This is a genomic window from Enterobacter sp. MALB-1 (assembly GCF_041021625.1).
GTDB lineage: Bacteria > Pseudomonadota > Gammaproteobacteria > Enterobacterales > Enterobacteriaceae > Enterobacter > Enterobacter oligotrophicus.
In genome coordinates, this window is sequence record NZ_JBDPJL010000001.1 from 3,155,542 (window position 1) to 3,169,149 (window position 13,608).

Consider the following 13,608-nt stretch of genomic DNA (forward strand, 5'->3'; position numbering starts at 1 on the left):
CGCTTAGCGCTGTGGCGTCAGCGAGACAATCCGGAAGCCGTCACCCGCACGCTCAAGCGTGAAGGTCACTTCATCGCCGGGTTTTGCACCGTTCAGCGCCGCGCCAGGAGACAACGTAAACGGCATCGTCATGGCTGGCCATTTCAGTTCGGGAATGGCGTCGTGCTGGAGCATGACGGAATTTTCAGAAACAGACTGAACCACACCGTGGCCTTGCCAGCGTTGGTCCGCCTGAACGGTAAAGGAAGCAAGAGAGACGGACGCGCCAAGCAGCGCGGAAAGGAATAAAGCACGCATGATAAAACTCCTGTTAAACGTAAATGAAAATAAAATTAACGAATTAACAGGTTTCTTATTCTCTGAACCGGCAATAACGAATCGTTGCCGGCGGCCCTGCTGCAGGAAGGGTTACTGACCACGCGTAATGGCTAACTGCGTCGCATTCTGGCGTGTTTAGGGTAAGCGTTATGGCGGCAGGAAGCGCCACAAGCTGAGGCTGTGCGGGATCTTTTTGCCCCTGATCCGGCATGCAGTGTTTTTCACATAACGGTGAAGCATCCACTGTATTATGCGGTCCGGGTTTAGCCATCATATCCATATGCTGGATAGCGGCGACATCCCCCCGCAGATCGATAGAGCAATCATGCGACGCAATCGCAACCTGACTCTGAATTAACAGCCAGCCAAAGGCCACCAAAAACATCAGCAGATGTTTTTTAAGGAAGCGCAGGCGATAGGTCCAGCTGGCGTGCATATCGGCGTCATCAGGTTGAAAAAAGTGGTGCGAGTATAGGCAGGCGAGACAATGAAAGAAAAGCGCTTTTAATGAGTTTTACGTTCATTATCAACCATCCGAAAAACCACACTCATGATATTAACACTTCACTATCATTTTAATGACATATAATGAGTATTCAGCCGGTCAATATTCATATGGCATAAATGACGTAGCGGTGGCAAAAATATCGTCGATATCTCCTTTAGTAGTCTATTTCTTGATTTTAATCAGCAATGGCAGGCCATTAATTCGGCACATTTCATGCTTCTTTTTTATTGATTATTTGTGCTCTCGGGCAGCAAGGATACAGGGGAAATCATGTTTACGTTTATCGAACTCCTTATCGGAGTCGTCGTTATTGTCGGTGTAGCACGCTACATCATTAAAGGCTATTCGGCCACGGGCGTGTTATTTGTCGGTGGTCTGACGCTGCTGATTATTAGTGCGCTAATGGGTCATCAGGTTTTACCCGCCAGCGAAACCAGCACCGGTTATACCGCCACTGACATTGTTGAATATATTAAAATTCTGCTCATGAGCCGCGGCGGCGATCTGGGCATGATGATTATGATGCTGTGTGGTTTTGCCGCGTATATGACCCATATCGGCGCTAACGATATGGTCGTTAAGCTGGCCTCTAAGCCATTGCAGTATATCAACTCCCCGTATCTGCTTATGGTCGCAGCCTATTTTCTCGCCTGCCTGATGTCCCTCGCCGTTTCGTCGGCAACCGGTCTTGGCGTGCTGTTAATGGCTACCCTGTTTCCGGTCATGGTCAACGTTGGCATCAGCCGGGGTGCGGCAGCCGCTATCTGTGCTTCACCGGCAGCAATAATTCTTTCACCCACCTCTGGTGACGTGGTTCTGGCAGCGAAAGCGGCTGAAATGTCTCTCATCGACTTCGCCTTTAAAACCACGCTGCCGATCTCCATTATCGCCATTATCGGCATGGGCATTGCACACTTCTTCTGGCAGCGCTATCTCGATAATAAAGAGAATATCAGCCACGAAATGATGGACGTGAGTGAAATCACCACCACCGCCCCGGCGTTCTATTCCATTTTGCCGTTCACGCCGATTATTGGCGTCCTCATTTTTGACGGCAAATGGGGTCCGCAACTGCATATCATCACCATTCTGGTGATCTGTATGCTGCTGGCCGCCCTGCTGGAGTTTGTACGTGGCTTTAACACTCAGAAAGTATTTTCTGGTCTGGAAGTCGCATACCGCGGCATGGCGGATGCGTTCGCAGGCGTAGTGATGCTGTTAGTGGCCGCAGGCGTATTTGCCCAGGGGCTGAGCACGATTGGCTTTATCCAGAGCCTGATCTCTATCGCCACGTCGTTTGGCTCAGCCAGCATTATCCTGATGCTGGTGCTGGTGGTGCTGACCATGCTGGCGGCGATGACCACCGGCTCCGGTAATGCGCCGTTCTACGCATTCGTCGAGATGATCCCGAAACTGGCTCACTCTTCCGGTATTAACCCGGCATACCTCTCCATTCCTATGCTGCAGGCTTCAAACCTGGGTCGTACCATTTCCCCGGTGTCAGGCGTGGTAGTGGCTGTCGCAGGTATGGCAAAAATCTCTCCGTTTGAAGTGGTTAAACGCACCTCAGTCCCGGTGCTGGTTGGCCTGATCATTGTGATTATCGCCACGGAAGTGCTGGTTCCCGGCGCTGCCTGAGCGAAATTCTGCATAGCCAAAAAGCGCCTGCGGGCGCTTTTTGTGCTTTAATAATTTCCAGAAATTAATCGTGCTCAATCGATCAGGAAATCAAATGTTCAGGAAGGATGTCGTTATCCCCTCTGGCGCTATAGCGCTTGCACTCTGTGTACTCTCCGCACAAGCAGAACCCCTCAGGGCAACGCAATATGGTGATTTCGATCGCTACGTTCTGGCCCTTTCGTGGCAGACGGGATTCTGCCAGAGCATGGTCGATCGCAACCGCAATGAGCCTGACGAGTGTCGTCTGCAAAAAGAGAGTAAGGCAAAAACAGATTTCCTGACCGTTCACGGGCTGTGGCCTGGTCTGCCGAAATCAATTGCCGCGCGTGGGGTGGATGAACGCCGCTGGATGCGTTTTGGTTGTGCCACCCGCCCGATCCCGAACATGCCGGAAACGAAAGCCAGCCGCAAATGCGCCGCCGCTGAAACCGGGCTTTCCCTGTCGGGGGCAGCAAAACTGAACAGCGTCATGCCCGGCGCAGGCGGGAATTCATGCCTGGAGCGTTACGAATATGCCAAACACGGGGTTTGCTTTGGTTTCGATCCTGATGCGTATTTCGGCACGATGGTGCGCATGAATCAGGAAGTCAAAAGCAGCGCCGTGGGGAAATTCCTCGCAGAAAATTACGGTAAAACCGTGAGCCGCCGCGACTTTGACAGTGCCGTTGCTGAAAGCTGGGGTAAACAGAATGTCAAAGCCGTCAAGCTCACCTGCAATGGCAACCCTGCCTACCTGACAGAAATACAGATCTCATTAAAAGCGGACACCATTAACAATCCTCTCTCTTCCGGTTCCTTTGCCCCGCAACCGCATCCGGGTAACTGCGGCAAGCAATTTGTGATCGATAAAGTCGGTTACTGATCCCCCGACCGGGCAACATTTTGCCCGGTATTTCATTCATTTCCGTTATATGACGATAAGCGTCACACTTCCGATCACAAGCATCATTCCTCCGGCTATTGCATTATTTATCCGGTAAACACACAGGAAACCTCCCCGCCATAATCACGGTGTCATCTACAGGAGGATTCACAATGGCTAAAAAACTGATTGCGCTTTGCGCTTGTCCGATGGGACTGGCACACACCTTTATGGCTGCTCAGGCACTGGAAGATGCCGCAAAGGAAGCGGGTTATGAGGTCAAAATTGAGACACAGGGCGCGGATGGTATTCAGAACCGCTTAACGGCACAGGATATCGCCGAAGCAGACATTATTATCCACGCCATTGCCATCACCCCGGAAGATAACGAGCGCTTTGAAACGCGCGACGTCTATGAAATCACCCTTCAGGATGCGATTAAAAATGCGGCAGGCACCCTGAAAGAGATCGAAGAGATGATTGCTGCAGAACAATAATAATTTTCCACCTCAGGGGTTTTCGTCATGGCAATTAAAAAACGCAGTGCGGTTCGCCCGGAAAGTCACGAGGGCGACACGCTCGCAATCAAACCCGCGCCGGTCGCAACAGGTAATACATTCTGGAAAGAGCTGCCTCAGCACATTATGTCGGGTATCTCCCGCATGGTGCCGACGCTCATTATGGGCGGGGTGATCCTCGCCATTTCACAGCTTATCGCGTATGTCTGGCTGGAAATTCCACCGGATACCGGCATTATGGATGCACTGAACTCAGGCAAGTTCACCGGGTTTAACCTTTCCGTTCTGAAATTCGGTTACCTGACCGAATCCTTTGGCGGACTGCTGTTCAGCTTCGCCATCCCGATGTTCTCCGCGTTTGTCGCAAACTCTATCGGCGGCAAGCTGGCCTTCCCGGCCGGGTTTATCGGCGGTCTGGTCGCCACGCAACCGACGTTGGTACTGAATTTCGATGCGGAAAAGCTGACCTGGCTTGCAACCAAACCCGTACCGTCCACCTTTATCGGCGCGCTGATTATCGCGATTGCCGCAGGCTACCTGGTTAAATGGCTAAACACCCGCATTAATGTGCCACAGTATCTGCTGGCGTTTAAAAGCACCTTCCTGATCCCGATCCTGTCCGCGCTGTTCGTGATGCTGGCGATGTATTACATCATCACGCCAATTGGCGGCTGGCTGAACGCCGGTATGCGCGCGTTACTGCTGGCGGCAGGCGAAGCCGGTTCGATGATGTATGCCATCGGCATGGCTGCCGCCACCGCGATTGATCTTGGCGGCCCAATCAACAAAGCGGCCGGTTTTGTCGGCCTGGGGCTGACCACCGATCACGTGTTGCCGATTACCTCGCGCGCCGTGGCGATTGTCATTCCACCAATTGGCCTGGGCCTGGCAACGCTTATCGACCGCCGCCTGACCGGTAAACGCCTGTTCAGCCCGCAGCTTTATCCGCAGGGTAAAACCGCCATGTTCCTGGCATTTATGGGGATCAGCGAAGGGGCCATTCCGTTCCTGCTGGAAAATCCGGTCGCCACGCTGCCCGCGTACATGATCGGTGCCATTGCAGGGGCGATGACCGCCACCGCGCTGGGTGCCGTCCAGTGGTTCCCGGAATCCGCTATCTGGGCATGGCCGCTGGTCACCAACCTGGGTGCCTATATGCTCAGCATTCTGGTCGGCGCAGTGATTACGGCCTTGCTGGTGGTGATGATTCGCAACAGCATGCATAAACGCGGAAAACTCGCCGTCGATACGCTGTAACGGAGTAACAAAATGGATTTACTGACAACGCTTCGTGGCTGGCTGGCAGATGAAAACCTGGATGGCGTACTGATCGCGTCACGTCAGAACAAACAGCCGCATCTGGGCATTTCCACCGGTTCGGGCTACGTGCTGGTGACGCGGACGTCCGCGCATTTTCTGGTGGATTTTCGTTATTACAACGATATTGCAGCACGTGCTACCGGCTACCAGATGCATCTGCTCAGTGCTGAAAACCCGCTTACTCAAACGGTAAACCGACTGATTGCCGACGAGCAGCTCGCCACGCTGGGCTTTGAGGGCGAACATGTGAGCTGGCAAACCGGCACGCAGTGGCGCGAAACGCTGAACACGACGCTGCGCAGTATCTCCCTTGATCCATTGCGTCAGATAAAAACCGCGGACGACATCGCCCGCATCCGCGCGGCCTGTCAGATTGCCGACAGAGCCGCGCAGCATATCCGCCATTTTATTCGGCCTGGCCTGCGTGAGCGCGAGGTCGCCGCCGAGCTGGAATGGTTTATGAAACAACAGGGGGCGGAAAAACCCTCATTCGATACTATCGTCGCCAGCGGACCACGCGGCGCACTGCCGCATGGAAAAGCCTCTGACAAGCTCATCATGCCGGGAGAGATGGTCACGCTTGATTTTGGCGCTCAACACCAGGGATTTTGCTCGGACATGACGAGGACCTTCCTTGTCGCCGGGCACGGCCAGAAGCCAGAAGACCATCCTTTATATCCGGTTTACCAGATTGTACTGGAAGCACAACGGGCGGCGATCGGTGCCATACGTCCTGGCATTCCCTGCAATCAGGTGGATGCCGCCGCCCGGACGGTGATTGCCCGCGCGGGCTACGGCCCGCAGTTCGGTCACAATACCGGCCATGCTATTGGTATTGATGTCCATGAAAATCCACGTTTTTCCCCCACCGATACGACTCTGCTGCAGCCCGGTATGCTGCTGACCGTTGAGCCGGGGATCTACCTTGAAGGGCTGGGCGGCGTGCGAATCGAGGACGTAATACTGGTGACGGAAACGGGGGCTGAGGTGCTTTACACCATGGACAAAACGCTGCTGACGACGGGAGAAAACTGATGAACAGAGAATTACTCCGCGCGCTGAGCGAGGCCGACGCCATTGCAGCGTCGGAGCAGGAGGTGCGTAACATCCTGATCAACGAAGCGCACAAGTACAATAAAGACGTGCAATTTGATGGCCTCGGCTCCGTGCTCATCCGCGTCAATCAGCATAATGGCCCCAGGGTGATGGTCTGTGCCCATATGGACGAAGTCGGATTTATGGTGCGCAGCATCTCGCGTGAAGGGGCGATTGACGTCCTGCCGATTGGCAACGTGCGCATGATGGCTCGCACGTTGCAGCCGGTGCGCATTACCACACGTGACGGGCAAAAAATCCCCGGTCTGCTGGATGGCGAGGTAAAAGGCGACGCCGTTGAAAACCTGCGCGTCGACATCGGTGCTGCCTCGGCGGAAGAGGTGCTCGCGGCGGGCATCGACGCGGGCGACCGCGTGACGTTCGATACGCCCTTTCACTCCCTTCCCCACAACCGCGTGATGGGCAAGGCCTTTGACGATCGTCTTGGCTGTTATCTGCTGCTCACCCTGCTGCGTGAACTGCATAAAGCTCCGCTCGAATGCGAGTTGTGGCTGGTCGCCAGCTCCAGCGAAGAAGTGGGCCTGCGCGGTGGACAGACTGCCGCCCGAACCCTCAATCCCGACATCGCGCTGGTGCTTGATACCGCCTGCTGGTCAAAAAACTTTGATTATGGCAGCGCGAATCACCGGCAGATCGGCGCGGGGCCGATGCTGGTGCTCTATGACAAAACGCTTATCGCCCCGCCGAAACTGACCGCGTTCATTGAAAAAGTGGCCCGCCCGCTGGGTATTCCGCTGCAAAAAGACATGTTCAGCAATGGCGGCACCGATGGGGGGGCGATCCACCTCTCCGGCACAGGTGTCCCCACGGTGGTGCTTGGCCCTCCCACCCGACACGGACATTGTGCGGCGTCGATTGCCGATGAGAAGGATATCGACCAGACCCACCAACTGCTTGTCGCCCTGGCGGCGTGTTTGAATCGTGAGACCGTGGCTCATCTGACGGACTTCAGGTGCTGATCTCACGCGTAAGGAGAAAGTATGCTTTCGATTGAATTTTTCTGCCCGCTCCCTAACGGGCTTCACGCTCGTCCGGCCTGGGCGCTCAAAGAGCAGTGCAGCGCATGGCGTAGCGACATTCGTTTTATCAATAACCGGCTGAATACCCTGGCAGATGCCAAAAGCTCGCTGGCGCTGATCAGCACAGGCACGCTGTTTAACGACAGCTGTACGCTTGAAATTAGCGGCAGTGATGAGGAGCAGGCCAGACGCGTCCTGGAGCAGTATCTCAACACGACGTTCATCGACAGTGACAGCATTCCGTCCGGCGATGCGCCGCACATCGCGCATCCCCTCCCCCGGTCGCTTCTGCGGCTTAATCCGCAGTTACAGCACGCCATCACGCTGGCCAGTGGCATCGGCACCGGCACGTTGCGGGGCTGGCAGAGCGATAACCTCCAGCGTTATTGCCAGAATCCGGCCACGCCGGAAGATATCACCCGGCTGGAACACAGCCTTGCCACGCTGGCGGAGCAGCTTAACCAGCGTCTGCGCGGGCTGGACGGGGAAAGCAAAACCATTATCAGCGCCCATTTGTCACTGATTCAGGACGACGAATTTGGCGGCAATATCCGTCGGCTGATCGTCGAGGAGCGGCTCAGCCTTGCAGAAGCCATCATTCGCAATATGGCGCAGATCTGCGACAAACTTTCGCTTTCCGCCAGCGACTACCTGCGCGAGCGGGTCAGCGATATCCGCGATATTAGCGAGCAGTTGTTGAGCATCACCTGGCCTGAGCTTCAGCAGACCTCGGCATTCACTCTGGACGCCCCCACCATTCTTGTGGCAGAAGATTTAACCCCAAGCCAGTTTTTAAGCCTTGATACCCGCCACCTGAAAGGGATGGTTCTGGAGAAAACTGGCCGCACGTCTCACACGTTGATTCTGGCCCGTGCCGCGTCGATTCCGGTGCTGAGTGGTTTAACGGTCAACTCGCTGACGCCGTTTGCGGGTAAAGAGGTGATTCTGGACGGTGTCTGCAGCGTACTGGTTATGGAGCCTGATGAAGCAGTCAATCACTATTACAGCGTGGCACAGCGCCTTGCTGACAAACGCCACCAGCAGCAGATTAAAGACGCAGCATTACCGGCGCTGACCCGAGATAACGTTCCGGTGGATATCGCCGCCAACATCGGCAGCGCGCTGGAAGCACCAGGTGCATTTGCCTGTGGGGCTCAGGGCATTGGCCTGTTTCGTACCGAAATGCTCTACATGGATCGCGATAGCGCGCCGGATGAGCAGGAACAGTTTGAAGCCTACCAGCAGGTATTGCTCTCTGCCGAAGGCAAACCGGTGATCTTCCGCACGATGGACATTGGCGGCGATAAACAGATCCCCTGGCTCAACATTCCGCAGGAAGAGAACCCTTTCCTCGGGTATCGGGCGGTACGTATTTACCCTGAATTTGCCCACCTCTTCCGCACGCAGCTACGCGCCATTTTACGTGCTGGTGCCAGCGGTAATGCACTGCTGATGATCCCGATGGTCCACAGTCTCGATCAAATTCTGTGGGTGAAACAGGAGCTGCAAAGCGTTCGTGCCGAGCTGACGTCACAAGGGTTACGCCATACCGGGCACCTGCCGCTGGGCATTATGGTTGAAGTACCTTCGGTCTGCTTTATCATCGACCATTTCTGTGATGAGGTGGATTTTTTCAGTATTGGTTCAAATGATATGACCCAGTACCTTTACGCGGTCGATCGTAATAACCCACGGGTTTCTCCGCTTTACAATCCGATCACTCCGTCGTTTTTACGCATGGTGCGCCAGATAACGGCAACGGCGCATCGCCACGGTAAATGGGTAGGCATTTGCGGCGAACTCGGTGGCGAACATCGATATCTGCCCCTGTTGTTGGGGCTTGGCATTGATGAGTTCAGCATGAGCGGGCCGCGCATACCGGCTGTAAAAACCCAGCTCCGCCAGCTTGAAAGCGATGCTTGTCAGGCGCTGGCTGACAAAGCCTGCAACTGCCGTAGCGCGGAGGAGATAGAAACGCTGTTAACTGATTTCACGCCCGAAGAGCCTGCGCGCCCGCTGCTGGCGCTGGAAACCATCGTTTTCAATGAACCGCTCTCCTCAAAAGAGCAGGTGCTTCAGTTCCTGTGCGGCAACCTGGCGATTCAGGGGCGGACTGAGAACCCGCTCGAACTGGAAGAGGATTTATGGCAACGCGAAGAGATTGTCACCACTGCTGTCGGGTTCGGCGTCGCCATTCCGCATACTAAATCTCAGTGGATACGCCACTCCAGCATCAGCATTGCGCGTCTGGAAACGCCGATCGACTGGGAGTCGGACATGGGAGAGGTGGAGCTGGTGATCATGCTGACGCTCGGCGCGCAGGAGGGGAACAATCACGTGAAAGTCTTCTCCCAGCTGGCGCGAAAGCTGGTCAACAAAGCGTTCCGTGAATCGCTGTTTGCCGCAGATTCGCCACAACAACTTCTTGATCTGCTAAATGCCGAGATCACCTTCTGATCGCTACTGAAAACGCGCGCGATACTCCCCCGGCGTCAGGCCAAACTGACGCCGAAACAGTCGGCTGAAATAGTCGCTGTCAGGATAACCACAACGCTTCGCCACTTCCCCCACCGGCAGGTGGTATTTCTGCAGAATAGTACGCGCTTTTCCCATTCGCACCCAGCGAACATAATCCACAAAGCTCATGGTGCCCTGCTGCGAAAACAGGCGCGACAGATGGTTCGGGGAAATATTAAACAGCGCAGCAACGCTCTCACGCGAGACGGGTGAGGCGTAATGCATTTGCACCCACTGACAGACGCTTTGATAGAGAAAATCTCCTCTCGACAGCCCTGGCTCAGGCAACATCGAGGCCACCTTTCGACACCAGTGCAACAGACTGAGCACCAGTGGCTGAATAATAGCCTGATCCTGTGGCGACGCGCTCAGATGCGTGAGAGCCATCAACATTGCTGCGCATTCCCCTCTTTCTGGATGCGGCAGTTCCACTTTGCGCTGCGGAGCAACGGGCTTCCCGCTACGGGCATCCTGAAACACCAGCCCAAGCCAGGACGGAGCAAAGGTGATACTGAGCAGCATCACCGGCTTTTCAAACATCGGCACATTGGCCGCATGGGCAGGAATAAACACCATTTCGCCCTGGCGGATCGCCTTTTGTTCCGGGATAAGCGAGTTGCCATACTCACCGCGCAGCACCACGTCGAGCCGCGGCCATTCAACCTTCACGCTTCCCGTGGGGATTGAGGCCGGAGAATGGGCAAACCAGACCCGCCCCAGTTGCTGTTGATTAAGCACCAGCCCGCTGAACAGGTCGGCAAAAAACTGTTGATCGGCAGGCAAGGTGTTGTCGAGCATATTACCCCCTGCGCGCATCCGGCCGTACCAGATCAAAGCGATGTGTATCGCTGATGGAATAGTAGGCCGTTGGCCCGCCTGCACGCAGTACAGGCTGTGCTTTCGCGGTCTGGTAAATGCCCTCTTCCAGTAGCCGTTCAGCGATATGAATGCCAACAACCTCTCCGAGTACCAACCAGGTGTCAACCGGCGTTCCATCTGCCCCCGTCAGTTGAATACATTGCGACAGGCGGCATTCAAAGTTCACCGGGCTTTCCGCCACCCGAGGCGCTTTCACAAGCTGGCTCGCAGCAGGGGTCAGCCCTGCAAAGGCAAATTCATCTTCACCGTGGGGAAGCGTGGCAGAGGTCTCATTCATCGCCTCTGCCAAATCGCGCGTCGCCAGGTTCCAGACAAACTCCCCCGTCTCGACAATGTTACGCACGCTGTCTTTCCAGCCATTACTGGAAAAACCGATAATCGGCGGACGGTAGTTGAAGCAGTTAAAGAAGCTATACGGCGCGAGATTCAGCTGACCGGCCTTATCGCAGGAAGCGATCCAGCCGATAGGACGTGGGCCAATAATGGCATTCAGCGGGTCATGCGGCAGGCCGTGCCCCTGAGATGGTTGATAAAAGTACATGTTGCTCTCTCACTGGTGGGGCAGATACGAATGACGCTTCGCTCATCGCCCTGGTTCAGGACGATCAGCGTAACGCAATCCGCCAGAAATCAGGAACGAATAAAAAAGGATAATGCAGATTGGCGAAGGATCACGTTTTTAGCCAAAAATTCATATGACCTGTGAATGTGACGTTCATCACTTCAAACTTGTGTGCTCAGCCAGTATCATCGGGAGAGTTAAACCCTCGCTGCCAGACGGCGAGGGTTTTCTTTTGGATTGGTTTCTGCGTTACACGCAGCATTAACGACATGGAGTAATAAATGTCCAGACCCACAATTATCATTAATGAACTCGACGCAGAACGTATCGACAGACTTCTGGAAAAGCAAGAATTCGCCTCACTTCCGGTGGCCGACGCGCTGAATGAGGAGCTTGACCGGGCGCAGATGTGTACGCCTGAGTCAATGCCACATGATGTGGTAACCATGAACAGCCAGGTCAAATTCCGCAATCTGACAACGGGCGAAGAGTTGACCCGGACGCTGGTCTACCCGGCGCAAATGACCGATAGCAGCAGCCAGCTTTCCGTTCTGGCACCTGTCGGCGCTGCACTGCTTGGATTACGTACCGGCGACACCATCCACTGGGAATTACCCGGCGGGGCCTCTGCCCATCTTGAAGTGCTGGCGCTTCTCTACCAGCCAGAAGCGGCCGGTGATTACCTGCGTTAATCCCATCTGAACAAGCGCCTGTTCGCTTTGCACAGAGGATGCTGATGCATCCTCTTTCCGCGATTTCACCTGATTTTCCTATATCGCGAAAAATCGGGGTCATCCACGCTTAATCTGTTTTAATGCCGTGGGAACCCTCATGAGTGATATAGTGTATATCACACTGTTTTTTCTCATCTTTATGGCGATCCTCGTCACGGCAGTCCTTTATCTTGAACGCCACTGGTAAGCGCCCCCTCACACAACGCCACCCGGAAATGCATTCACTAGGCCTTTTACCTTCTGCTGTGCCGCTTCGGGCGTGTCTGCGCCGGGCACAAGGATCACCTTGCGGCACTCCTCTTCGCGCTTTTCAAAGATCGCGTAGGCGCGCTCTGCGTCCTCAAGCGGCAGGTAATGCGTAACGATCTCTTCCGGCGTAAGCAGACCTTGTTCAATCAGCGGCAACAGTTCCCCCAGCCATGCATGAACGTGGGTCTGTCCCATCTTAAAGCTCAGTCCTTTATCGAATGCATCGCCAAACAGGAAGCCATGAATAAACCCGGCATAGACGCCCGGCACGCTTACAACACCGCCGCGTCTGACGGCAGCAATACACTGGCGCAGCGCTTTACCGCTGCTGCCCTCAATTTTAAGGTTGCTCAGAATGGTTTCCGTGGTGCTGCCTTTTGCCTCAAACCCGACGGCATCAATAACCGCATCCACGCCACGCTGTCCGGCTGTCTGCTCAATGATTTTTTCTGCCGCATCGTTATCATCATCAAAGTTAATGGGGATCGCGCCATATCGCTCCTGCGCAAACCGCAGCCGGTATGGATGATGGTCAATGACAAAGATCTGTTCTGCTCCTAACAGGCGTGCGCAGGCGATGGTAAGTAAGCCCACGGGTCCCGCCCCAAACACGGCCACGCTTGAGCCTTTTTCGATCTGCGCATTTTTGGCCGCCTGCCAGGCGGTAGGTAAAATATCAGACAGGAAAAGCGCCTTATCGTCTGACAGCAGTTGCGGCACTTTGAAAGGCCCGACGTTGCCTTTTGGCACGCGGACATATTCCGCCTGCCCGCCGGGCACCCCGCCGTAAAGATGGCTGTAACCAAACAACGCAGCCGGAGCCGGGATCTGCTTTTTGTTCAGCGCCGCGCCCTGCCCGGCGTTGGTTTTTTCACAAGCGGCATATTGTTGCAGTCGGCAAAAGAAGCAGTCACCGCAGGCAATGACAAAAGGGATCACCACGCGGTCCCCTTTCTGCAAATCCTTCACCTCCTTTCCGCTCTCCACCACTTCGCCCATAAATTCATGACCAAAAATATCGCCATGCTGAACCTTAGGGATCTTTCCGCGATAGAGATGCAAATCGGAGCCGCAGATCGCCGTTGCCGTCACCCGCAGGATGATATCGTCAGGCTGTTCAATGACAGGATCAGGGACATTATCGACACGAACATGGTGCGGACCGTGGTACGTAAGTGCTTTCATACGACCTCCGAAGGGATGTGGATACGTTTATAAAAGGGTAGCTACCTCTGAAGGTCTGCCCTGAAATAGGGGCGTTTTGAGATTTATCCTGGCGAAATAAAAAAGTGCCGCAGCGGTTACAGAAACCCCTGTTATTTTGTG

Annotated in this window: 14 protein-coding genes; 9 read left to right on the forward strand and 5 right to left on the reverse strand. The window is 54.8% G+C overall.

The features are described 5' to 3' along the window. Positions 1 to 3 precede the first annotated feature (3 nt). Together ABGB15_RS15120 and ABGB15_RS15125 are read right to left on the reverse strand one after the other, a co-directional pair. The gene (locus tag ABGB15_RS15120; RefSeq protein ID WP_152083840.1) at positions 4 to 297 is read right to left on the reverse strand and encodes a copper-binding protein; all 294 of its coding nucleotides are present in this window, start codon (positions 295 to 297) and stop codon (positions 4 to 6) included. Positions 298 to 352: 55 nt separating this feature from the next. Further along, on the reverse strand, positions 353 to 754 hold the full coding sequence (locus ABGB15_RS15125; RefSeq protein ID WP_215722840.1) for a hypothetical protein: 402 nt from the start codon (positions 752 to 754) through the stop codon (positions 353 to 355). A gap of 342 nt (positions 755 to 1,096) precedes the next feature. On the opposite strand from ABGB15_RS15125, the gene dcuC reads away from it, so the two are divergent. From dcuC to ptsP, 7 genes are all read left to right on the forward strand, one after another. After that, positions 1,097 to 2,464 (forward strand): anaerobic C4-dicarboxylate transporter DcuC, encoded by a 1,368-nt coding sequence (gene dcuC / locus ABGB15_RS15130; protein ID WP_152083838.1) that lies wholly within the window; start codon positions 1,097 to 1,099, stop codon positions 2,462 to 2,464. Positions 2,465 to 2,558: 94 nt separating this feature from the next. Continuing rightward, positions 2,559 to 3,368, forward strand: coding sequence for a ribonuclease I (rna, locus tag ABGB15_RS15135; RefSeq protein WP_215722839.1), 810 nt, complete (start codon positions 2,559 to 2,561; stop codon positions 3,366 to 3,368). A 173-nt stretch (positions 3,369 to 3,541) separates the two neighbouring features. Further along, complete coding sequence (locus tag ABGB15_RS15140) at positions 3,542 to 3,865, forward strand: PTS fructose transporter subunit IIB (RefSeq protein WP_152083836.1); 324 nt, start codon at positions 3,542 to 3,544, stop codon at positions 3,863 to 3,865. A 27-nt stretch (positions 3,866 to 3,892) separates the two neighbouring features. After that, complete coding sequence (locus tag ABGB15_RS15145) at positions 3,893 to 5,143, forward strand: PTS fructose transporter subunit IIC (protein ID WP_152083835.1); 1,251 nt, start codon at positions 3,893 to 3,895, stop codon at positions 5,141 to 5,143. Between the two features lie 12 nt (positions 5,144 to 5,155). Further along, positions 5,156 to 6,241, forward strand: coding sequence for an aminopeptidase (gene ypdF / locus ABGB15_RS15150; protein WP_215722838.1), 1,086 nt, complete (start codon positions 5,156 to 5,158; stop codon positions 6,239 to 6,241). Next, positions 6,241 to 7,281, forward strand: coding sequence for an aminopeptidase (ypdE, locus tag ABGB15_RS15155; RefSeq protein ID WP_215722837.1), 1,041 nt, complete (start codon positions 6,241 to 6,243; stop codon positions 7,279 to 7,281). The genes ypdF and ypdE overlap by 1 nt, the downstream gene beginning before the upstream one ends. Positions 7,282 to 7,302: 21 nt before the next feature. Continuing rightward, the gene (gene ptsP / locus ABGB15_RS15160) at positions 7,303 to 9,798 is read left to right on the forward strand and encodes a phosphoenolpyruvate--protein phosphotransferase (RefSeq protein WP_215722836.1); all 2,496 of its coding nucleotides are present in this window, start codon (positions 7,303 to 7,305) and stop codon (positions 9,796 to 9,798) included. Positions 9,799 to 9,801: 3 nt separating this feature from the next. Here the strand turns inward: ptsP and ABGB15_RS15165 are convergent, their stop codons facing one another. Next, the gene (locus ABGB15_RS15165; RefSeq protein ID WP_225903461.1) at positions 9,802 to 10,656 is read right to left on the reverse strand and encodes a helix-turn-helix transcriptional regulator; all 855 of its coding nucleotides are present in this window, start codon (positions 10,654 to 10,656) and stop codon (positions 9,802 to 9,804) included. Between the two features lies 1 nt (position 10,657). Further along, entirely contained in the window at positions 10,658 to 11,278 is a 621-nt protein-coding gene (locus tag ABGB15_RS15170) for a flavin reductase family protein (protein ID WP_152083830.1), read from the reverse strand. A 302-nt stretch (positions 11,279 to 11,580) separates the two neighbouring features. Here ABGB15_RS15170 and rnk point away from each other — a divergent pair, with 302 nt between their 5' ends. Together rnk and yldA are read left to right on the forward strand one after the other, a co-directional pair. After that, positions 11,581 to 11,991: a nucleoside diphosphate kinase regulator gene (gene rnk, locus ABGB15_RS15175; protein WP_215722834.1), complete on the forward strand. Its 411-nt coding sequence runs from the start codon at positions 11,581 to 11,583 to the stop codon at positions 11,989 to 11,991. 139 nt (positions 11,992 to 12,130) lie between these two features. Then, positions 12,131 to 12,220 (forward strand): small membrane protein YldA, encoded by a 90-nt coding sequence (gene yldA, locus ABGB15_RS15180; protein ID WP_275938378.1) that lies wholly within the window; start codon positions 12,131 to 12,133, stop codon positions 12,218 to 12,220. Between the two features lie 8 nt (positions 12,221 to 12,228). Here the strand turns inward: yldA and ABGB15_RS15185 are convergent, their stop codons facing one another. After that, complete coding sequence (locus tag ABGB15_RS15185; protein ID WP_152083828.1) at positions 12,229 to 13,467, reverse strand: zinc-dependent alcohol dehydrogenase; 1,239 nt, start codon at positions 13,465 to 13,467, stop codon at positions 12,229 to 12,231. Positions 13,468 to 13,608: the final 141 nt, after the last annotated feature.

Excerpts from the sequence above, each read along its gene's own strand:
- ABGB15_RS15120 (WP_152083840.1), bottom strand. The coding sequence starts at position 297 with ATGCGTGCTTTATTCCTTTCCGCGCTGCTTGGCGCGTCCGTCTCTCTT.
- ABGB15_RS15125 (WP_215722840.1), bottom strand. The coding sequence starts at position 754 with ATGCACGCCAGCTGGACCTATCGCCTGCGCTTCCTTAAAAAACATCTG.
- dcuC (WP_152083838.1), top strand. The coding sequence starts at position 1,097 with ATGTTTACGTTTATCGAACTCCTTATCGGAGTCGTCGTTATTGTCGGT.
- rna (WP_215722839.1), top strand. The coding sequence starts at position 2,559 with ATGTTCAGGAAGGATGTCGTTATCCCCTCTGGCGCTATAGCGCTTGCA.
- ABGB15_RS15140 (WP_152083836.1), top strand. The coding sequence starts at position 3,542 with ATGGCTAAAAAACTGATTGCGCTTTGCGCTTGTCCGATGGGACTGGCA.
- ABGB15_RS15145 (WP_152083835.1), top strand. The coding sequence starts at position 3,893 with ATGGCAATTAAAAAACGCAGTGCGGTTCGCCCGGAAAGTCACGAGGGC.
- ypdF (WP_215722838.1), top strand. The coding sequence starts at position 5,156 with ATGGATTTACTGACAACGCTTCGTGGCTGGCTGGCAGATGAAAACCTG.
- ypdE (WP_215722837.1), top strand. The coding sequence starts at position 6,241 with ATGAACAGAGAATTACTCCGCGCGCTGAGCGAGGCCGACGCCATTGCA.
- ptsP (WP_215722836.1), top strand. The coding sequence starts at position 7,303 with ATGCTTTCGATTGAATTTTTCTGCCCGCTCCCTAACGGGCTTCACGCT.
- ABGB15_RS15165 (WP_225903461.1), bottom strand. The coding sequence starts at position 10,656 with ATGCTCGACAACACCTTGCCTGCCGATCAACAGTTTTTTGCCGACCTG.
- ABGB15_RS15170 (WP_152083830.1), bottom strand. The coding sequence starts at position 11,278 with ATGTACTTTTATCAACCATCTCAGGGGCACGGCCTGCCGCATGACCCG.
- rnk (WP_215722834.1), top strand. The coding sequence starts at position 11,581 with ATGTCCAGACCCACAATTATCATTAATGAACTCGACGCAGAACGTATC.
- yldA (WP_275938378.1), top strand. The coding sequence starts at position 12,131 with ATGAGTGATATAGTGTATATCACACTGTTTTTTCTCATCTTTATGGCG.
- ABGB15_RS15185 (WP_152083828.1), bottom strand. The coding sequence starts at position 13,467 with ATGAAAGCACTTACGTACCACGGTCCGCACCATGTTCGTGTCGATAAT.